The organism is Streptomyces sp. NPDC002577, assembly GCF_053594815.1.
This window is the reverse complement of the sequence record NZ_JBSFWK010000041.1, coordinates 1-18,529: the sequence shown is the minus strand read 5'-3', so window position 1 is coordinate 18,529 and position 18,529 is coordinate 1. Positions and strand designations below refer to the sequence as shown.

Sequence of the window (18,529 nt, the reverse complement as noted above, 5' to 3'; positions counted from 1 at the left end):
TCTGCTGTGCTTCCCAAGACGGGACAAGGTCGCAGACATACGAACTCCTCCGTTACGTACGGCGGAAGCCGCACGCGAATCGCGATTGACGATCAGGTAAGGGGAGTTCAGCAACGGGCCATAGGGCCGGGCTGTGGCGAACCTGGGAGGCCCCTGAGGAACCGGTAAAGATCAGGCAGCCGTGTCGTCCTGGCGCCGCCCGCGCAGCCACACGTACACGGGAATGCCGGCGAACAGGAACAACACGCCCTGGTAGACGGCCGCATAGCCCGCGCCCGCGATCAGCCAGAAGGCGAACGCGAAGGAGAGCGCGGCGACGATCAGGTCGCGGACGAGACCGGCGGGGCGTACGCGTTCGCGAGTGCCCTTCGCCAGCCAGAACAGCTGGGCGGCGGCGGACAACAGGTACGGGACGCACCCGGTGAAGGTGGTGATGAGGACGAGCACGCGGAACGTGGTGTCCGGGCCCGCCGTGTAGTTGAGGCCGATGAGGACCGTGCCGAGGACCGCGGTCGCCCAGACCCCGAAGCCGGGCACCCCACCCTTGCCCACGCGGGCGAAGGGCGCGGGGAAGAGGCCGTCGCGGGCGGCGGCGTACGGCATCTGCGCGGCCATGAGGATCCAGCCGTTGAGGCAGCCGACGATCGAGGCGACGGCGACCAGCGCGATGGCGGTGCCGCCCCAGCCGCCGCCGGTGATGGCGTCGACGGCTTCGGCGAAGGGGGCGCCGGAGTGGACCAGCTTGTCGTGCGGGACCAGGCCGAAGACGGCGACCGTGCCGAGGATGTAGACGAGGGCGGAGCCGAGCGTGCCGAGCACGCTCGCCCGGCCCACGGTGCGCTCGGGGTCGTCGACCTCGCCCGCGCTGACCGCGGCCGACTCGACACCGAGGAAGCTGTAGAGGAGAAGCGCGGCGGAGGCGGCGAGGGCGCCCGGGACGCTCTCACCGGAGGCGTTGAACGGGCCGAAGTTGTCGGCGTCGACGAAGAAGAGGCCGACGGTGGCGACGATCAGCAGCGGGACGAACTTCAGGACCGTGGAGACGATCTGGACCCCGCCGACCCAGCGGGTCCCGGCGAAGTTCGCGGCGGCCGGCAGCCACAGGGCGGCCACGGCCACGACCGCCTCGAGGGCGTGGTTGCCATGCAGCGGTATGAGCACGTCGGCGTAGCCGACGACCGCGACTGCCAGCGCTGCGATGCTGACCCAGCACATCGTCCAGTACGACCACGCCGACAGGAACCCGGCGAACGGGCCGAAGGCGTCGCGCGGGTAGACGTACAGACCGCCCGTGACCGGGCTGCGCCGGGCGAGCTTGCCGAAGAGCAGCGCGAGCAGCACAGCGGCGACCGACAGGACGCCGAAGGCGAGCAGGCTCACCGTGCCGTACGGGGCGACGGTCGCGGGCAGCGCGAAGATGCCGCCGCCGATGATGTTGCCCATGACCAGGGCGGTGGCGGCGGTGAGTCCGAAGGTGCGGCGGCGCGGGGCCGGCTCGGCCGCGGACTCGGTCGGATCGGTGGGCTCGGTGGCCTCGGTACTGGGAGCAGACATGGCGGTTCCGTTGGGGATGGGGATGGGGACGGGTTCCCATGTGGGTGGGAGATGGGGAGGAGCGTGATCGTAACCCGGCATCCCACATACTGGGCCATCTGTTCATGTACTGGACACATACGACTGCCGGCCACCCCGTCGACTAGCGTCGTCACATGACCAGCGACACCGCAGACGCCTCCCCCTCCCTCGCCGAAGCCCTCGCCGCCGGCACGGTGGTCCTCGACGGAGGGCTGTCCAACCAGCTCGAGTCCGCCGGGCACGACCTCAGCGACGAGCTGTGGTCGGCGCGGCTGCTCGCCGAGAATCCCGAGGCGGTCGTCGAGGCGCACCTCGGCTACTTCGAGGCGGGCGCCGATGTGGCCATCACCTCCAGCTATCAGGCGACGTTCGAGGGGTTCGCGCGGCGCGGCATCGGGCGGGAGCGCGCCGCCGAACTGCTGGCGCTCAGCGTCGAGCTGGGCCGTGAGGCCGCCCGGCGCGCGCGGGCCGGGGGTGTCGAGCGGCAGCTGTGGGTGGCCGCGTCCGTCGGCCCGTACGGGGCGATGCTGGCGGACGGCTCGGAGTACCGCGGGCGGTACGGGCTGACCGTGGACGAGCTGGAGCGCTTCCACCGGCCCCGGCTCGAGGTGCTGGCCGCGGCCGGCCCCGACGTCCTGGCGCTGGAGACCGTGCCGGACGCCGACGAGGCGCGGGCGCTGCTGCGGGCGGTGCGAGGGCTCGGCGTACCGGCGTGGCTGTCGTACAGCGTTGCCGGGGACCGGACAAGGGCAGGTCAGCCGCTCGAGGAGGCGTTCGCACTCGCCGCGGACGCGGACGAGATCATCGCGGTCGGCGTGAACTGCTGCGCCCCCGACGATGTCGACCAGGCGGTCGAGACCGCCGCGCGGGTCACCGGGAAGCCGGTCGTCGTCTACCCCAACAGCGGCGAGGCCTGGGACGCCGAGGCCCGCGCGTGGACCGGCCGTTCGTCCTTCACCACCGAGCAGGTGACGGGCTGGCAGCAGGCCGGCGCACGCCTCATCGGGGGCTGCTGCCGGGTGGGACCCGCCGCGATCACCGCTCTCGCCGGCACGATCGGCGGGCGGCGGCCGGAGGCGCACCTCGGGGCCGCGGGCGACGCCCCCCGACGTAGCGTCTCTGATTGGCTTAGTGAGCCTTTGGCTTAGTGAGCCTGAGCGTTTACTCAGGGAGCGAGCCAATCGCCTTCGTGTCCTGCGTACTGAACGGCAGGCGCCGCCAGCCCGCGTGACACGTCCCTCCGGACGCTGGTCGGCCAAGCCACATGACCCGACCGAGGAGGGTGCCCGACGTCGCCTGGGCGCCGGGCGTGGGCGCAACGCTCTGCCACAGGATCGCTACGTTTCGCTAATCCAGCACCAAGCCCCTTGTCGGCACCGACAGTTGCCAGGCCACCCACACCGGCTTCGTCGTGAGCGGCCGCATGAAGATCGTCATGGATGACGGCGACACCGCCGAGGCGGGCCCGGGCGATGTGTTCGCCGTCGAGCCGGGCCACGACGCATGGGTGGCCGGCCACGAGCCCCGCGTCCTCGTCGACCGGACCGGCTTCGGCCAGTACGCCACGATCGAAGGCTCCTGAGGCCGACAGGCGCTCCTGAAGCCGCAAGGCACGTTGACCGCAGCTTCGCCGCCTCGGTCATGCACCGCCCGGGGTGCCCGGCACCTGTGCCCCGGGGGGTCTCGTGTGGCTGTCGCCGTCTCATGTGGCTGTCTCCGACGCGACGGAAACCGGTTGCGACGGAAGTTGGCAGCCGGGCGTCAGGCGCGACACCCGTAACATCCCTCGGCACGCCGGTAAAACTTTCGAGGTGACGCACCCCTCGTCGGCCGCGGGCCGCGCTGCTAGCCTCCATTTCGGAAACCGGTTGCCCATCTGGTCGAAGCCGCCTTCACGATGGGGTCTCACCGTGCGAAGCCATCTCAATCCGTGCGAAGCCATGTGAAAAGGGGGACGTCAGCCCGGCCATGACCAGGAGAAACACCCACGCACAGGGCCGGCACACCATCCGGGACGTCGCGGCCCGGGCCGGGGTCTCCGCGTCCACGGTGTCCCGCGTGCTCGCCGGCGACTATCCGGTGAGCGCGGCCACCCGCAGCCGGGTGATGCGGGCCGTGCGGGACCTCGACTATGTGGCCGACGCCCGCGCCAAGGCCGTCGCCGGGGCCGGCACCCCGACCCTCGCGTTCGTCCTCGACGACATCACGGGCCCGTCGTTCGCGCTCATGGCGCACGGTGTGGAGCGCGAGGCCACCCGTCTCGGCCATCTCTGCCTGGTGTGCAGCACCGAAGGCGACACCGAACAGCAGCTCGCGTTCGTCGAGATGATGCGGGCGCAGCGGGCCGCCGCGGTGATCCTGGTCGGCGGCGCGGCCGACACCCCGGAGTACCAGGAGGGCATGACCCGTATCGCCGAGTCCCTGCGGTCGGTCGGCTCCCGGCTCGTGCTGTGCGGGCGCCCGCCGCTCGGGCACGCGGCGCCCGTCACCGTCATCGAGTACGACAACGAGGGCGGCGCCCAGGCCGTGTGCGCCCACCTCCTCGCCCGCGGCCACCGCCGCGTCCTGCTGCTCGCGGGCAAGCCGGGCCACTCCACATCGGAGGGCCGCGCCCGCGGTTACGCGGAGGCCCACCGCACCCTGGGCCTCGACCCCGACCCGGCGCTCCGGCTGCCCGGCGACTTCACGCGCGACTCCGGCTACCGCCGCACACGCCAGGCCCTCGCCGACGGCCTGGAGTTCACGGCCGTCTTCGCCACCACCGACATGGTGGCGGCGGGTGCGCTGACCGCCCTCCACGAGGCCGGCCTCGACGTGCCCGGCGACGTGTCGCTGGCCGGATACGACGACATCCCCTTCGCCCGGGACCTGCACCCGGCGCTCACCACGGTGCACGTCCCGTACGAGGAACTGGGGCGCCTCGCCGTACGCACCGCCCTCGGCAGCGACCCGGACGGGCCGTACGAGCATCTGCTGCTGGGCACCCATGTGGTGGTCCGCGATTCGGTGCGCGACGTGAGGTGAGGCGCCGGAGGAGCTGATTCCAGCCGGTCCGGGGGCTGTTCCAGCCCGTCCGGCGCTTGAGCACGAGCCCGAAGGGCGATAGGGGGCCTGGGGGCGAAGCCCCCAGCACAAGCCCGGGCAGGTCACATGTTGATCATGTGACCTGCCAGCCCGTGGATCGCCTCCTTCACGGCCTCGCCCAGCGTCGGGTGCGCGTGCACGTTGCGCGCCACCTCGTGGACCGTCAGATCCCACTGCTGGGCGAGCGTCAGCTCGGGCAGCAGCTCCGTCACCTCGGGACCGATGAGGTGGGCGCCGAGCAGCTCGCCGTACTTGTTGTCGCTGATCACCTTGACGAAGCCGACCGGGTCGCCGAGACCGTGGGCCTTGCCGTTGGCCGTGAACGGGAACTTGGCGACCTTCACGTCGTAGCCCTGCTCGCGGGCCTGCGCCTCGGTCCAGCCGAAGCTGGCGATCTGCGGCTGGCAGTACGTGGCGCGCGGGATCATCGTGAAGTCGACCTCCATCGTCTCCGCGTCCCCGATGGTCTCGGCGGCGATGACGGCCATGGCCTCGGCGGCGTGCGCCAGCATCAGCTTCGCGGTGACGTCGCCGATCGCGAAGATGTGCGGGACGGAGGTCCGGCCGCGCCCGTCGACGTCGATCGCGCCGCGCTCGGTCAGCCGTACTCCCGCGTTCTCCAGGCCGTAGCCGCCCACCCGCGGTGCGAAGCCGATCGCCTGCAGGACCTTGTCGGCCTCCAGGATCTTCTGCGCGCCGTCCTTGCCGGTGACGGTGACCCGCACCTTCGCGTTCGGGTCGCTGTCGTCGATGGCGTCGACCCGGGTCGAGGTGAGGACCTCGACGCCGAGCTTGCGGTAGTGCTTGGCGAGCTCCTTGGAGATGTCGGCGTCCTCGGTCGGCACCATGCGGTCCAGGAACTCGACGATCGTGACCCGCACCCCGTAGTTGTGCAGGACGTAGGCGAACTCGACGCCGATGGCACCGGCGCCCGCGATGATGATCGACTCGGGGAGGGAGTCGGTGAGGATCTGCTCCTCGTACGTCACGACGCGGTCGCTCAGCCTGGTGCCGGGCAGCAGCCGGGTCTCGGCGCCCGCCGCGATGATGCAGTGGTCGAACGTGACGGTCTCGGTGCCGCCGGAGGACAGCGCGACCTGGAGCGTGTTCGGGTCCGTGAAGGTGCCGCGGCCGTCGTACTCGGTGATGCCGTTCTTCTTCATCAGGTAGTGGACGCCCTTGACGCGGCCGTCCGCCACGGTGCGGCTGCGCCGGTACGCCTCGCCGTAGTCGAAGCTGACCTGGCCGTCCACGCGGATACCGAAGGTCTTCTGCTCCTGGGTGAAGATGTGCGCCAGCTCGGCGTTGCGCAACAGGGCTTTGGAGGGGATGCAGCCCACGTTCAGGCAGACCCCGCCCCAGTACTTCTCCTCCACGACCGCGGTCCGCAGTCCGAGCTGGGCGCTGCGGACGGCGGCGGTGTAGCCGCCGGGGCCAGCGCCGAGGACGACGACGTCGTAGTGCGTGCTGCTGCTCATGATCCTCGTTCCGGTGAGATCGGTGACCGTCCCGCCCACCGGCCTGACCGCCCGGCGGACACCGTCATCGTACGGAGGGCTCGCCCTCCCCGCCTTCGGCGAGCGGAGCCGGTCGTGCCGGGTACTGGCTGACCTGGTGGTCCTCCTCTCCGGATTCCGGCGGCATCGGGCAGCCCGGGCAGCTCTGCTGGTCGCCGGGCCGCGCACTGGACGCTCCGGACCGCGGCGGCAGCACGCCGTCGCGGCGGCCAGGGCGACCGGATCGAGGTGCCCCACCACCGTCCGCTCCTCGGCCACCGACGCCACGCACACCCCTGTAACTTCCGTGAATCACAGGCTCAACAACGCCTTCACGGACCGGTGATGAAGTCCAGGTGTCCCATACACACACCTGCACTCGTATACATGCACGCCTGTCGACTTCACGGAGGTCCGTCTTGAGTGAGCCACAACCGCCCACGCAGGAGCAGCTCGACGCGTACGTACGGACCAGACTCGCGTTGGCCGGATTCGATCTGACGCTGCTTCCGGAGCAGTCCGACCCGGAGACGGGGGTGCCGACCCGGAGCCAGGTCATCGCCTCGCTGCGGTCGTTCGTCGCGTCCACGCCCGGGGCCATCGCCGGATGGTCCGCGGCCGGGCGGACGCCCGAATACGCGCAGCAGGCCTCGCCGCCGCTGCTGTACCCGTCCATCACGGAGGCGTGGACCGGGAAGGTGGGCGAGTGATGAGTCGCACCGTCAACAGGAGGGTTTTCCTTGCCAGTTCGGCCGCGCTCGCGGGAGGCTTCGCGGTTCCCGCGACCCCGGCACAGGCGACCCCGGCCCAGACGGCGGGGACCGCCGGCATCGACGCCCGCGACATCCGCGTCGACATACGACAGGCCGCGCTGGACGACCCGTCCGAAGCGACGCTCGCCGAGGCCGTCGTGCTCATGCGCCGCGGCAGGCTGTCGGCCACCGATCTGGTGCAGGCGTATCTGGAGCGGATCGAGCGCTACGACTCCACGTACCAGGCGTACGCCGAGGTGACCGGCGATGCCGCGCTGACCGCGGCGCGGAGGGCCGACCGCGGCGAGGGCCCGGACGGCGTTCTCCGGGGCGTTCCGCTGTGCATCAAGGACAACTACTTCACGGCCGGTGTACCGACCCGCTGCAACTCGTACATCTTCGAGGACTTCGTGCCGGACGAGGACGCCGCGGCCGTGGCGCGCCTGACGGCGGCGGGCGGGATCGTGCTCGGCAAGGGCCAGATGGGACCGCTCGCGACGACGCGGGCCACGAAGCCGAACGGCACGGTCACGACCGTCAACGCCTGGACGCCGGACGACCCGGCCGTCGACCCCGGCGGCTCGTCGACCGGTCCCGCGTGCGCCGTGGCCGGGCGCCTGGCGTCGTCGTCCATCGGCACCCAGACCGGCGGCTCCATCGTGCTGCCCTCCAACCAGCAGAACCTGACCGGTCTGAAACCCACGATGGGACGCGTCTCGCTGCACGGCGTGATTCCGCTGTCGTTCACGCGCGACCACTCGGGGCCGCTCGCCCGGGACGCCATGGATGCGGCGATCATGCTGCAGGTCATGGCCGGACCGGACGCCCGGGACCCGCGCACGCTCGGGCTGCCGGACGTGCCGGACCTCGTCCGGGCCGCGACCCCCGTCGTCTCGCGCGGCGGCGCGGTGCGCATGCGCCGGGCCACCCGGATCGGGGTACCGGCGGACTTCCTGAGCTCGCAGAAGGAGCTGCGTGGTGCGTTCCTGGACACGCTGGACGCGATCCCGGGTGCCACGCTCGTGGACGTCGCCTACCCGGCCGACTGGGGGCTGCTGACCGGCACGTTCAACGCGGCCCGGCTGGCCGAGCGGACGGAACCGTTCCGGCACTGGCTGCGCACGGACCCGGCGAAGTTCGGTGTCTCCCTGCTGAGCTGGCTGCAGGGCCTGATGCTCTCCGGCGACGAATGGATCACGGCGCAGCGCGCCAAGAACCACCTGCTGCGGGAGGTGCTCGACGGCCTCTTCGGCGACGACGGGTGCGACGTACTGCTGCAGACCGGACCCGTGCCGTTCGACATCCTGGGCCTCCCCGAGATCGGCTTCCCGATCGGTTTCGACGGGGACGGCGTGCCCGTCGGCGCGATCCTGGGCGGCCAGCCGTACGAGGAGGACCGGCTGCTCGAGGTCGCGGCCGCCTACCAGGCGGTCACGGACTGGCACACGCGCCGCCCGTCCGACCCGGCGGCCTCCTCGCGCCTGAGGGCCGCGACCGAGCGTCCCCGGCTCTCGGCGGAGGATGCGGCGACGGCTTCGGCCTGAGGCGCGGGCGTGGCGCTCGCCAGGCGCTGGTGACGTGGCGCTCGTGGGGCGGGCCCGGGCCTGGGGGGGATCAGTGCCCTCCGGGCTCCCGCCCCCGCGGCGCCTCGCCGTTCTTCTGCGCCGGGGGCTTCGCTTCCGGCGCCGCCTGCGTCGTGGCGCCCGGCGTCGCCTGCCCGTTCGCCTGCGTCTTCGCGTCCGGCACCGCCTGCCCGTTCGCCTGCGATGCGGCGTGCGGCTTCGTATGCGCCTTCGTATGCGCCTTCGTATGCGACTTCGCATGGGTCCGCAGCCGTGACGTCACATCGTCGGGCGGCAGGAACTTCGACCAGCGCTCGGGGAACTCGGACGGCATGTCCGGGTCGTCCGGGTCCTCGTCGTGGACGACGCGCGCCTTCGCGCGGGCCACGTAATCGGCGGCCTGCGCCTCCCGCATCCGCTCGTTGGCGGCACGCGCCGCGGCCGTCGCCACAGACGGCCACACGCGGTCGATGGCGGCATTGACCGCGGCCCCGACCAGCACCGCGAACGCGGAGACCCCGATCCACAACAGCACGGCGACGGGCGCGGCGAGCGAGGCGTAGATGGTGGTGGGTCCTTCCACCGTGTTCGTCAGGTAGATGCGCAGCAGGAAGCTGCCCAGCACCCACATGCCGAGCGCCACCAGTGCCCCCGGGGTGTCCTCCACCCAGGGCGAGCGCACCGGCACGGACACGTGGTACAGCGTCGTGAGAAAGACGATCGACAGGACGATCACGACCGGCCAGTACAGGATCTGCACGACGGACGTCGACACCGGCAGGACCTTCAGCACCGCGTCCGGCCCCGCCACCATCAGCGGCAGCGCCACCGAGCCGATCAGCAGCGCGACTATGAAGAGGAAGAACGAGAGCAGGCGTGTCTTGACGATGCCGCGCACCCCGTCCAGGCCGTACATCACGGTGATCGTGTCGATGAAGACGTTCACCGCGCGCGAGCCCGACCACAGGGCGAAGAGGAACCCGAGCGAGATGACGTCCGGCCGGCCGCCGCGCATCACGTCCTCGAGGATGGGCCGGGCGATCTGGTTCACGCCCTTGTCGGACAGGACGGTGCGGGACGCCTCCAGCAGGTTCGTCTGCAGGCTGGCGATGGTGTCGGCGCCCGTCCAGTCGTCGACGTAGCCGAGCAGTCCGATCAGGCTCAGCAGCAGCGGCGGTACGGACAGCAGCGTGAAGAACGCCGCTTCCGCCGCGAGACCGAGGACCCGGTACTCCATGCACGAGTCGACGGTGTCCTTGATCAGCAACCAGGCCGTCCTGCGCATGGACACGTTCCGGTACAGAGCGCGGGCGCGGTGTAGACGGCCGGACGGCCGTTCAGGTGTTTCTTTTGCCTGGTGCACGTCCTTACCGTATCGACATGGCAGCCACCACTCACACAGTGACCAACCAGGCCCCGCCCCTGGTCGGATATGACGTCTTTGCGGCCGACCGGGCCCTGGCGGAGGCGGTCGGACGACACGTCGATCCCGGTCTGCTCGAAGAGGTCCGCGAGGACCTGTCGGGGCTCGGCCTGGCCGCGGGCTCCGCGCAGGCCCAGGAGTGGGGAGCGCTGGCCAACGAGAACCCGCCGAAGCTGCGCACGCACGACCGTTACGGGCATCGCATCGACGAGGTCGAATTCCATCCGTCCTGGCACCGGCTGCTCGGCAAGGGCGTCTCGGCGGGGCTGACCGCGGCCTGGACGCGGCCGGCCGGGCATGTGCGGCGGGCGGCCGGGTTCGTGGTGTGGTCGCAGGTCGAGGCAGGACACGGCTGCCCGCTGTCGATGACGCACGCGGCGGTGCCCGCCCTGCGCACGGAGCCGAAACTGGCGGCCGAGTGGGAACCGCGGCTGACCTCGCTCGTCTACGACGAGGGGCTGCGGCCGGCCGCGCAGAAGGCCGGCGTGCTCTTCGGTATGGGGATGACGGAGAAGCAGGGCGGCAGCGACGTACGGGCCAACACGACCACCGCGCAGGCGCTGGCCGCGGACGGCGAGTATGTGCTCACGGGGCACAAATGGTTCTGCTCCGCCCCGATGTCGGACGGCTTTCTGGTGTTGGCACAAGCGCCCGAGGGCCTGACGTGTTTCCTGGTGCCGCGCGTCCTGGAGGACGGGACGCGCAACCCGTTCGCGATCCAGCGGCTCAAGGACAAGCTGGGCAACCGCTCGAACGCGTCGAGCGAGGTCGAGTTCGACGGGACGTGGGCGCGGCGGGTCGGCGACGAGGGGCGCGGGGTGCGCACCATCATCGAGATGGTCGCGGCCACGCGCCTGGACTGCGTGCTCGGCGCGGCCGCGATCATGCGGCAGGCCGTCGCCCAGGCCGTGCACCACTGCACGTACCGCGAAGCCTTCGGCGGCAAGCTGATCGACAAGCCGCTGATGCGCAACGTCCTGGCCGATCTGGCACTGGAGTCGGAGGCCGCGACGACGCTCGGGATGCGGCTGGCCGCGGCGTACGACGACGGGAGCGAGCAGGAGCGCGCGTTCCTGCGGCTCGCGGTGCCGGCCGCCAAGTACTGGGTGACGAAGCGCTGCACACCGATGGCCGCCGAGGCACTGGAGTGCCTGGGCGGCAACGGATACGTGGAGGAGTCGGGCATGCCCCGGCTGCTGCGCGAGTCGCCGCTCAACTCCATCTGGGAGGGCTCGGGGAACGTACAGGCCCTGGACGTCCTGCGGGCGCTGCAGCGCGAGCCGCAGGCGCTGAACGCGTTCCTTCAGGAGGTCGGCCGGACCCGCGGCGAGGACCACCGGCTCGACGCCGCCATCAAGGGCCTGCTGACCGAACTCGCCGACCTGGACGGCATCGAGGCGCGGGCCCGGCGGCTGGTGGAGCGCATGGCGCTGGTCCTGCAGGGGTCCCTGCTGGTGCGGTACGCGCCGCCCGCGGTCGCCGACGCGTTCTGCGCCTCGCGCCTGGGCGGCGACTGGGGCGCGGCCTTCGGCACGCTGCCGCACAGCCTGGACCTGGGCTCGGTGGTGGAGCGGGCGCGACCCGTGGAGTGAGGGGCCGCCGGTGGCGGCTGGGGCGGCAGCCGCCGGTGCGGCTCCGGAGGGCCATCGCGGCGGCTCAGCGACGTGTGTGGCCCGGCGCGCCCGCCCCCCATAGCCGGGCGCGCCGGGTTGGTCCGTGAGCGGGGCCGTGTGCCCGCGTGGTGATGTGTCACGGGGGTGGTGCTGCGCCGACACGGCACCACCCCCGCAGCCGTGGCTCCTTCCCAGGAGCAGCCCCAAGCTTCCGGCACCGGGCGGCGGTTCGCCAGAGTTGCAGAAGGTTGCAAAATATCCGCCCGCCAGTGCCCTTTCGGGGTGTGCGGCAGGGGAGGATGTGCGGAGGGTGCACAACCCGCTACGTGCCCGGGCGATGGGGGTACCTCCCAGGCCCTTGAGGCACTGGGGGGAGGCTTTGGGGAGGATCCGGTGACGGCTCCGACGATCGACCTGACCAGGCTTGCCGCGATGGACGCGGCCCAGGCCGCGCGTCTGCTCAAGGGCGTGCACGCTGCCGCTCTCTCCGGGCAGCAGCTGCCGCTCGTTCCGCGTCCCGTGATCGGGGAGTCGTGGAACCGCATGCTGCACAGCGGTGTCGACCCCGACCGCGACCTGCGCACGGGGCTGCTGTCCATGGAGGAGATCGAGCAGCGCCGGAGGTCCTCACCGCTCGCGCAGATCCTGTCGGTCCTGCAGGAAGGGCTCGTCTCGGTCGCCGACGCGGCGCAGCACATCATGGTCGTGACCGACGGTGAGGGGCGCATCCTGTGGCGGGAGGGCAGCACGTCGGTGCTGCGGAAGGCCGACGGGTTCGGTTTCGAGGTCGGCGCGGAGTGGACGGAGGACGTCGTCGGCACGAACGGGATCGGCACGCCGCTCATCACCCGCCGGCCCGTACAGGTGTTCTCTGCGGAACATTTCGTCCGCACCCACCACTCGTGGACGTGCACCGGCGCACCGCTCACCGACCCCCGGGACGGCCGGCTGCTCGGGGTCGTCGACATCAGCGGTCCGCTCGACACGATGCACCCGGCGACGCTGGCGCTGGTCACTTCGGTGACCAGGCTCGCCGAGGCCGAGCTGCGCAATCTGCATCTGTCGTCGCTCGACCGGCTCCGCTCGGTCGCCGCCCCGATGCTGGCCCGGATGACCGGACGCGCCCTCGCCGTCGACGTGCACGGCTGGATGGCAGCGGTGACCGGGATGCCGCCGGTCCGCCGGCTGGCGCTGCCCAGGTCGTTCGCCGCCGGGCACACATGGCTTCCGTCGCTCGGTACGTGCGCGGTGGAGCCGCTGCCGGGCGGCTGGCTGGTACGGGCCCTGGAGGGTCCGGAGCCGGAGAGCGTCACCCGGGTCGTGCTGGATGTGAGCAACGCCCGCCGCTGGTCGGTCACGGTGTCGGGCGGCGCGGGCACGTGGTCGCACGAGCTGAGCCCGCGCCACGCCGAGCTGCTCTACCTCCTGGCCACGAACCGGGCCGGGCGCACCGCTGCCGCTCTCGCCGAGGACGTGTTCGGCGATCCGGCGCGCACGGTGACGGTACGCGCGGAGCTGTCCCGGGTCCGCCGCTATCTCGGCCCCCTGCTCGCCCACCGTCCGTACCGCTTGCGCGAGGACGTGGACGTGCAAGTGATCATGCCCGCCCACCCGGCGCACCTACTGCCGCACTCCGCGGCCCCCGCGGTGCGCAGCGCCCGCGAGACGACGCGCTGACCGGGGACTCGGGCACAGCACGACCGGCATCCCAAGGCCGTACCCGGGACCCCAGCGGCCCCACCCGGGCCGGCGGCCGCCACGGCCTACGTCGGCCGTCAGGCGTCGACCCGCACCACCGGCACGGCCGCGGCCGCAGCACCCGTCCCGGGTTCGTCCGCCCCGGGTCCGTCCGGGCAGACCGTCACCACGGACTCGGGCCTCAGGGTCCCGGCCTGAGTAGCGGTCTCCGTCCGGGCCCCTGACCCAGCCCCTGTACCCGCCCCCGGCACAGCCTCCGTACCCCCGGCCATGGTCGCGGCCGCGATCCCGGTCCCCGGGCCCCTCCCGCCGCGCCCGCGCAGACTCACCAGCTCCCGCTCCAGGGACCTCACCCGCTGGTGCGTCGCATACAGATAGCGGGCCTTCATCCGCAGCGCCCAGGGGTCGACGGGCTTGACGACGAGGTCGGCCACGCCGAGTTGCAGGGCCGCCGTCGCGAGTTGGGAGTCCTGGCCCAGGCCGGTCAGCAGCATGACGGGGATGTTCTGCGTCTGCTCCAGGCGGCTCATGTAGCGCACGACGTCGAGTCCGCTCACGTCGGGCATCACGACGTCCAGCAGAACGAGCCCGATACCGCCGCGCAGGACCACCTTGAGGGCCTCGTCACCGCTCGTGGCCCGTTCCAGCGGAAGTCCCAGCGGCGTGAGGGCGCTCTCCAGCGCGTACAGATTGTCCTCATGGTCGTCGACCATGAGGATCCTGGCTTCGCCCCCCATACTCTGCCCCCCTCGACTCCCCCAGGCGGTACATCTCTCCCCAAGGCGGACCACCCTACGCCCAAGTTTCCCCTGGATCAGGGTTTTGCTCCCGCCTCACCGAGCAACCTTTGGCCAATGCATTTCAGGCTGTCGGGAGACGACGGGCCGCCGCTGGTCGCCGCGTATGTGCCGGTGGCGTGTGCCGTTCGCCACACTTCCTACACCCGCCCCACACTTCCCCACACCTCCCCGATCCGTCAACGCGCTCGAACGACGACGCCGCGTCTGCTTTGGAGCGAGGGGTGGCCACGTGATTCCCTGGCGCGCATGAGCATCACTGTGACCACGTGGTCCCTCGAGCAGACCTCGCCGTCTGATCTGCGGCCGTCGGCCGCGCCCGAGGGAGACGTCCGGATCGTACGGGCCGAGGCGCCTTCGCCCGAGTTCAGCAGGTTCCTCTACACGGCCGTCGGCGGGGACATCCGCTGGACGGACCGGCTCGGCCTGACGTACGCCCAGTGGCAGGACGTGCTGAACCGGCCGGGGACGGAGACCTGGGTCGCGTACGAGAAGGGCACCCCCGCCGGATACGTGGAGCTCGAAGCCCAGGACGAGGGGGCCGTCGAGATCGTCTACTTCGGGCTGATCCCGGCGTTCCGCGGCCGGCGGCTCGGCGGACATCTGCTCAGCCACGGCGTCGCGCGCGCCTGGGACCTCGCCGAGCGGTGGCCGGGCCGCGCGCCGACCAAGCGCGTATGGCTGCACACCTGCAGCAAGGACGGCGAGCACGCGATGGACAACTACCTCCGGCGCGGCTTCACTCTGTTCGAGACCAAGGTCGAGGAGGAGCCCGAGGTGTCGACGCCGGGCCCGTGGCCGGGGGCGTACGCCATCTGACGTCCACGCCATCCGGCGCCCATACGGGTCCACGCGGCAGCGCAGTGTGTGACCGGCGACACCCTTGTCTCATCAAGCGAGACAAGGGTGTCCACATTTCGGATAATGGTGGACTGCCCGGAGATCCCCGTGACACGCTTCCGTCATGTCTCGAGCTGGAATTGCCTTGGTGAGTCGGCGGCACGTCGACCTCGGCCGCATGTCCAGCGCCATCTGTCCGGCGAGCTGACAGTCCAGCAACGCCGCGATCAGTCTGTCTCACGACTTACCTGCGCAACGATGCGCCCGCATCGAGCATGACCTCATACGCGCAGGCCAGAGCCGATTTCCTGCTGTCCCAAAGGACGTACAACCATGGCCGCCACCCCGCCGAACCCTTCTGCCGCGCCCCGTCGCAAGGCGAGCCGTCACCGCGGTGAGGGCCAGTGGGCCGTGGGTCACTTCACCCCGCTCAACGGCAACGAGCAGTTCAAGAAGGACGACGACGGTCTCAATGTGCGGACACGCATTGAGACGATCTACTCCAAGACCGGCTTCGACTCGATCGACCCCAACGACCTGCGGGGCCGGATGCGCTGGTGGGGGCTGTACACCCAGCGCAAGCCCGGGATCGACGGCGGCAAGACCGCCATCCTGGAGCCGGAGGAGCTCGACGACGAGTACTTCATGCTGCGCGTGCGCATCGACGGCGGCCGGCTGACCACCGAGCAGCTGCGCGTCATCGGGGAGATCTCGCAGGAGTTCGCCCGCGGCACCGCCGACATCACGGACCGGCAGAACGTCCAGTACCACTGGATCCGTATCGAGGACGTTCCCGAGATCTGGAACCGGCTGGAGGCCGTGGGCCTGTCCACGACCGAGGCCTGCGGTGACACCCCGCGTGTCATCCTCGGCTCGCCGGTCGCCGGGATCGCCGCCGACGAGATCATCGACGGCACTCCGGCCCTGGAGGAGATCCACCGCCGGATCATCGGCAACAAGGACTTCTCCAACCTGCCACGCAAGTTCAAGTCCGCGATCTCCGGCTCGCCGCTCCTCGATGTGGCGCACGAGATCAACGACATCGCGTTCGTCGGCGTGAACCACCCCGAGCACGGCCCCGGCTTCGACCTCTGGGTCGGCGGCGGCCTGTCCACCAACCCCAAGATCGGCCAGCGCCTCGGCGCCTGGGTCCCGCTGGACGAGGTCCCGGACGTCTACGAGGGCGTCATCTCGATCTTCCGCGACTACGGCTACCGCCGGCTGCGCACCCGCGCCCGCCTGAAGTTCCTGCTCGCCGACTGGGGCACGGAGAAGTTCCGCCAGGTCCTGGAGGACGAGTACCTCAAGCGCAAGCTGATCGACGGCCCGGCACCCGCCCAGCCCGTCGAGCGCTGGCGCGACCACGTCGGTGTGCACCGGCAGAAGGACGGCCGGTTCTACGTCGGCTTCGCGCCGCGCGTCGGCCGTGTCGACGGGACGACCCTCACGAAGATCGCCGAGCTGGCCGAGGCGCACGGCTCGGGCCGCCTCAGCACGACCGTCGAGCAGAAGATGATCGTGCTCGACGTCGCGGAGTCGAAGGTCGAGTCGCTGGTCGAGGGCCTGGAGGCGCTGGACCTGACCGTCAACCCCTCGCCCTTCCGGCGCGGCACGATGGCCTGCACCGGCATCGAGTTCTGCAAGCTCGCCATCGTCGAGACCAAGGCTCGTGGCGCCTCGCTGATCGACGAACTCGAGCGCCGTATCCCGGACTTCGACGAGCCGATCACCATCAACATCAACGGCTGCCCGAACGCCTGTGCCCGTATCCAGGTGGCGGACATCGGTCTCAAGGGCCAGCTGGTCCTCAACGACAAGGGCGAGCAGGTCGAGGGCTTCCAGGTGCACCTCGGCGGTGCGCTGGGCCTGGAGGCCGGGTTCGGCCGCAAGGTGCGCGGTCTGAAGGTCACCTCCGAGGAGCTTCCGGACTACGTGGAGCGCGTCCTCAAGCGCTTCCAGGCTGAGCGCGAGGAAGGCGAGCGGTTCGCCACGTGGGCGGCCCGTGCCGGCGAGGAATCGCTGTCATGAGCGAGCGCGCGGCGCCCTTCTACTGCCCTTACTGCGGCGACGAGGACCTTCGGCCGAGTGAAGCCGTCGAAGGCAGCCACGGCGCGTGGGAATGCGCGGCATGCAATCGAGCCTTCCAGTTGAAGTTCCTCGGGCTGCTGGCCCGGGGTCTTCAGCGTCAAGACGGTGGAGGGGACGAGATATGACGACGATTCAGGCAGATCCAGCCACAGACGATCTCAAGGCGCTCGCCGAGCAGGCCGGGCGCGACCTCGAGGACGCCTCCGCGCTCGAGATCCTCCAGTGGGCCGCCGAGACCTTCGGTAAGCGTTTCTGCGTGACCTCCTCGATGGAGGACGCGGTGGTCGCGCACCTCGCATCGCGCGCGATGCCCGGCGTCGACGTCGTGTTCCTGGACACCGGCTACCACTTCCCGGAGACCATCGGCACCCGGGACGCGGTCGAGGCGGTGATGGACGTCAACGTCATCACCCTCACGCCGCGCCAGACGGTGGCCGAGCAGGACGCCGAGTACGGCCCGAAGCTGCACGACCGCAACCCCGACCTGTGCTGCGCGCTGCGCAAGGTCAAGCCCCTGGAGGAGGGGCTGGCCAAGTACGACGCGTGGGCGACGGGCCTGCGCCGCGACGAGTCCCCGACCCGGGCGAACACCCCCGTCGTCGGCTGGGACGAGAAGCGGCAGAAGGTCAAGATCTCGCCGATCGCCCGCTGGACGCAGGACGACGTGGACGCCTACGTCGCCGAGCACGGCGTCCTCACCAACCCGCTGCTGATGGACGGCTACACGTCGGTCGGCTGCGCGCCCTGCACCCGCCGGGTGCTGGAGGGCGAGGACGCACGCGCCGGCCGCTGGGCGGGCCGCGCCAAGACCGAGTGCGGGCTGCACGAATGACGGGCACGGCGCACCAGACGAACGACGACACGTACGAGACGAACGACCAGGGACGGGAGAAGCACGTGACTGGGGCCACCATCTGGCTCACGGGTCTGCCGAGTGCCGGCAAGACCACCATCGCGTACGAGCTGGCGGGCCGGCTGCGCGATGAGGGCCACCGCGTGGAGGTCCTGGACGGTGACGAGATCCGCGAGTTCCTCTCGGCGGGTCTCGGCTTCAGCCGCGAGGATCGGCACACCAACGTGCAGCGCATCGGCTTCGTCGCCGAACTGCTCGCGTCGAACGGCGTGAAGGCCCTGGTCCCGGTCATCGCCCCCTACGCGGACAGCCGTGACGCGGTGCGCAAGCGCCACGAGACCGAGGGCACGCCGTACGTCGAGGTGCACGTCGCGACGCCGGTCGACGTGTGCTCCGTGCGCGACGTGAAGGGCCTGTACGCCAAGCAGGCGGCCGGCGAGATCTCGGGGCTCACCGGGGTCGACGACCCGTACGAGGCGCCCGAGACGCCGGATCTGCGTATCGAGTCGCACAACCAGACTGTGCAGGAGTCCGCTGCGGCGCTTCACGCGCTGCTCGCCGAAAGGGGTCTCGCATGACGACCGCGGCCACTGTCCACGAGGCAGCCGGCAACCCCGAGGGCGCCGGCCCGTACGCCCTGAGCCATCTGGACTCTCTGGAGTCCGAGGCGGTGCACATCTTCCGTGAGGTGGCGGGCGAGTTCGAGCGGCCGGTGATCCTGTTCTCCGGTGGCAAGGACTCCATCGTC

The 18,529-nt window shown here is 71.0% G+C and carries 16 protein-coding genes and 2 pseudogenes; 14 read left to right on the top strand and 4 right to left on the bottom strand.

All coding sequences use genetic code 11. The features are described 5' to 3' along the window. Positions 1-171: 171 nt before the first annotated feature. Positions 172-1,554: an APC family permease gene (locus tag ACWD4J_RS34325; RefSeq protein ID WP_451399404.1), complete on the bottom strand. Its 1,383-nt coding sequence runs from the start codon at positions 1,552-1,554 to the stop codon at positions 172-174. Between the two features lie 155 nt (positions 1,555-1,709). Between ACWD4J_RS34325 and mmuM the strand changes: the two genes are divergently transcribed. From mmuM to ACWD4J_RS34310, 3 genes and pseudogenes are all read left to right on the top strand, one after another. Beyond that, positions 1,710-2,723, top strand: coding sequence for a homocysteine S-methyltransferase (gene mmuM, locus ACWD4J_RS34320; protein WP_451399403.1), 1,014 nt, complete (start codon positions 1,710-1,712; stop codon positions 2,721-2,723). Positions 2,724-2,980: 257 nt separating this feature from the next. Next, positions 2,981-3,157: pseudogene (locus tag ACWD4J_RS34315) on the top strand (cupin); the annotation flags it as partial. Positions 3,158-3,543: 386 nt separating this feature from the next. Further along, positions 3,544-4,599 carry a LacI family DNA-binding transcriptional regulator gene (locus ACWD4J_RS34310; RefSeq protein WP_451399402.1) on the top strand — a complete coding sequence of 352 codons (1,056 nt, stop codon included), beginning with the start codon at positions 3,544-3,546 and terminating at the stop codon, positions 4,597-4,599. Positions 4,600-4,721: 122 nt separating this feature from the next. On the opposite strand, the gene lpdA is transcribed toward ACWD4J_RS34310, so the two are convergent. Continuing rightward, complete coding sequence (gene lpdA, locus ACWD4J_RS34305) at positions 4,722-6,137, bottom strand: dihydrolipoyl dehydrogenase (protein ID WP_451399401.1); 1,416 nt, start codon at positions 6,135-6,137, stop codon at positions 4,722-4,724. Between the two features lie 437 nt (positions 6,138-6,574). Between lpdA and ACWD4J_RS34300 the strand changes: the two genes are divergently transcribed. Both ACWD4J_RS34300 and ACWD4J_RS34295 read left to right on the top strand, forming a co-directional pair. Then, positions 6,575-6,865 carry a hypothetical protein gene (locus ACWD4J_RS34300; protein ID WP_451399400.1) on the top strand — a complete coding sequence of 97 codons (291 nt, stop codon included), beginning with the start codon at positions 6,575-6,577 and terminating at the stop codon, positions 6,863-6,865. After that, positions 6,865-8,451: an amidase gene (locus ACWD4J_RS34295; RefSeq protein WP_451399399.1), complete on the top strand. Its 1,587-nt coding sequence runs from the start codon at positions 6,865-6,867 to the stop codon at positions 8,449-8,451. Before ACWD4J_RS34300 ends, ACWD4J_RS34295 begins: the two co-directional genes overlap by 1 nt. Before the next feature lie 70 nt (positions 8,452-8,521). Here ACWD4J_RS34295 and ACWD4J_RS34290 read toward each other — a convergent pair whose 3' ends face one another. Further along, positions 8,522-9,832: a YihY/virulence factor BrkB family protein gene (locus tag ACWD4J_RS34290; RefSeq protein WP_451399398.1), complete on the bottom strand. Its 1,311-nt coding sequence runs from the start codon at positions 9,830-9,832 to the stop codon at positions 8,522-8,524. Between the two features lie 17 nt (positions 9,833-9,849). Between ACWD4J_RS34290 and ACWD4J_RS34285 the strand changes: the two genes are divergently transcribed. Beyond that, positions 9,850-11,484, top strand: a complete 1,635-nt coding sequence (locus ACWD4J_RS34285; protein ID WP_451399397.1) for an acyl-CoA dehydrogenase family protein — start codon at positions 9,850-9,852, stop codon at positions 11,482-11,484. Positions 11,485-11,898: 414 nt separating this feature from the next. Next, a complete protein-coding gene (locus ACWD4J_RS34280) occupies positions 11,899-13,182 on the top strand; it encodes a GAF domain-containing protein (RefSeq protein ID WP_451399396.1) in 1,284 nt (427 codons plus the stop codon). Between the two features lie 98 nt (positions 13,183-13,280). On the opposite strand, the gene ACWD4J_RS34275 is transcribed toward ACWD4J_RS34280, so the two are convergent. Continuing rightward, positions 13,281-13,940 carry a response regulator gene (locus tag ACWD4J_RS34275; protein ID WP_451399395.1) on the bottom strand — a complete coding sequence of 220 codons (660 nt, stop codon included), beginning with the start codon at positions 13,938-13,940 and terminating at the stop codon, positions 13,281-13,283. 309 nt (positions 13,941-14,249) lie between these two features. Between ACWD4J_RS34275 and ACWD4J_RS34270 the strand changes: the two genes are divergently transcribed. The 7 genes and pseudogenes from ACWD4J_RS34270 to ACWD4J_RS34240 all read left to right on the top strand — a co-directional run. Continuing rightward, positions 14,250-14,819, top strand: a complete 570-nt coding sequence (locus tag ACWD4J_RS34270; protein WP_451399394.1) for a GNAT family N-acetyltransferase — start codon at positions 14,250-14,252, stop codon at positions 14,817-14,819. A gap of 145 nt (positions 14,820-14,964) precedes the next feature. Further along, positions 14,965-15,048, top strand: a complete 84-nt coding sequence (locus ACWD4J_RS34265) for a putative leader peptide (protein ID WP_313879519.1) — start codon at positions 14,965-14,967, stop codon at positions 15,046-15,048. Between the two features lie 125 nt (positions 15,049-15,173). Next, entirely contained in the window at positions 15,174-16,868 is a 1,695-nt protein-coding gene (locus tag ACWD4J_RS34260; protein WP_451399393.1) for a nitrite/sulfite reductase, read from the top strand. Then, positions 16,865-17,053, top strand: a complete 189-nt coding sequence (locus tag ACWD4J_RS34255) for a hypothetical protein (protein ID WP_451399392.1) — start codon at positions 16,865-16,867, stop codon at positions 17,051-17,053. The genes ACWD4J_RS34260 and ACWD4J_RS34255 overlap by 4 nt, the downstream gene beginning before the upstream one ends. Next, entirely contained in the window at positions 17,050-17,760 is a 711-nt protein-coding gene (locus ACWD4J_RS34250; protein WP_451399391.1) for a phosphoadenylyl-sulfate reductase, read from the top strand. Before ACWD4J_RS34255 ends, ACWD4J_RS34250 begins: the two co-directional genes overlap by 4 nt. Further along, positions 17,757-18,359 carry an adenylyl-sulfate kinase gene (gene cysC, locus ACWD4J_RS34245; protein WP_451399390.1) on the top strand — a complete coding sequence of 201 codons (603 nt, stop codon included), beginning with the start codon at positions 17,757-17,759 and terminating at the stop codon, positions 18,357-18,359. Before ACWD4J_RS34250 ends, cysC begins: the two co-directional genes overlap by 4 nt. Then, a pseudogene (locus tag ACWD4J_RS34240) lies at positions 18,356-18,529 on the top strand (sulfate adenylyltransferase subunit CysD); the annotation flags it as partial. The gene cysC and the pseudogene ACWD4J_RS34240, both read left to right, overlap by 4 nt.

What these genes read in the sequence shown, in the direction of transcription:
- lpdA (WP_451399401.1), bottom strand. Translation starts at nt 6,137, where the DNA reads ATGAGCAGCAGCACGCACTACGACGTCGTCGTCCTCGGCGCTGGCCCC.
- ACWD4J_RS34265 (WP_313879519.1), top strand. Translation starts at nt 14,965, where the DNA reads ATGTCTCGAGCTGGAATTGCCTTGGTGAGTCGGCGGCACGTCGACCTC.
- mmuM (WP_451399403.1), top strand. Translation starts at nt 1,710, where the DNA reads ATGACCAGCGACACCGCAGACGCCTCCCCCTCCCTCGCCGAAGCCCTC.
- ACWD4J_RS34295 (WP_451399399.1), top strand. Translation starts at nt 6,865, where the DNA reads ATGAGTCGCACCGTCAACAGGAGGGTTTTCCTTGCCAGTTCGGCCGCG.
- ACWD4J_RS34250 (WP_451399391.1), top strand. Translation starts at nt 17,050, where the DNA reads ATGACGACGATTCAGGCAGATCCAGCCACAGACGATCTCAAGGCGCTC.
- ACWD4J_RS34270 (WP_451399394.1), top strand. Translation starts at nt 14,250, where the DNA reads ATGAGCATCACTGTGACCACGTGGTCCCTCGAGCAGACCTCGCCGTCT.
- ACWD4J_RS34285 (WP_451399397.1), top strand. Translation starts at nt 9,850, where the DNA reads ATGGCAGCCACCACTCACACAGTGACCAACCAGGCCCCGCCCCTGGTC.
- ACWD4J_RS34325 (WP_451399404.1), bottom strand. Translation starts at nt 1,554, where the DNA reads ATGTCTGCTCCCAGTACCGAGGCCACCGAGCCCACCGATCCGACCGAG.
- ACWD4J_RS34255 (WP_451399392.1), top strand. Translation starts at nt 16,865, where the DNA reads ATGAGCGAGCGCGCGGCGCCCTTCTACTGCCCTTACTGCGGCGACGAG.
- ACWD4J_RS34310 (WP_451399402.1), top strand. Translation starts at nt 3,544, where the DNA reads ATGACCAGGAGAAACACCCACGCACAGGGCCGGCACACCATCCGGGAC.
- ACWD4J_RS34260 (WP_451399393.1), top strand. Translation starts at nt 15,174, where the DNA reads ATGGCCGCCACCCCGCCGAACCCTTCTGCCGCGCCCCGTCGCAAGGCG.
- ACWD4J_RS34275 (WP_451399395.1), bottom strand. Translation starts at nt 13,940, where the DNA reads ATGGGGGGCGAAGCCAGGATCCTCATGGTCGACGACCATGAGGACAAT.
- cysC (WP_451399390.1), top strand. Translation starts at nt 17,757, where the DNA reads ATGACGGGCACGGCGCACCAGACGAACGACGACACGTACGAGACGAAC.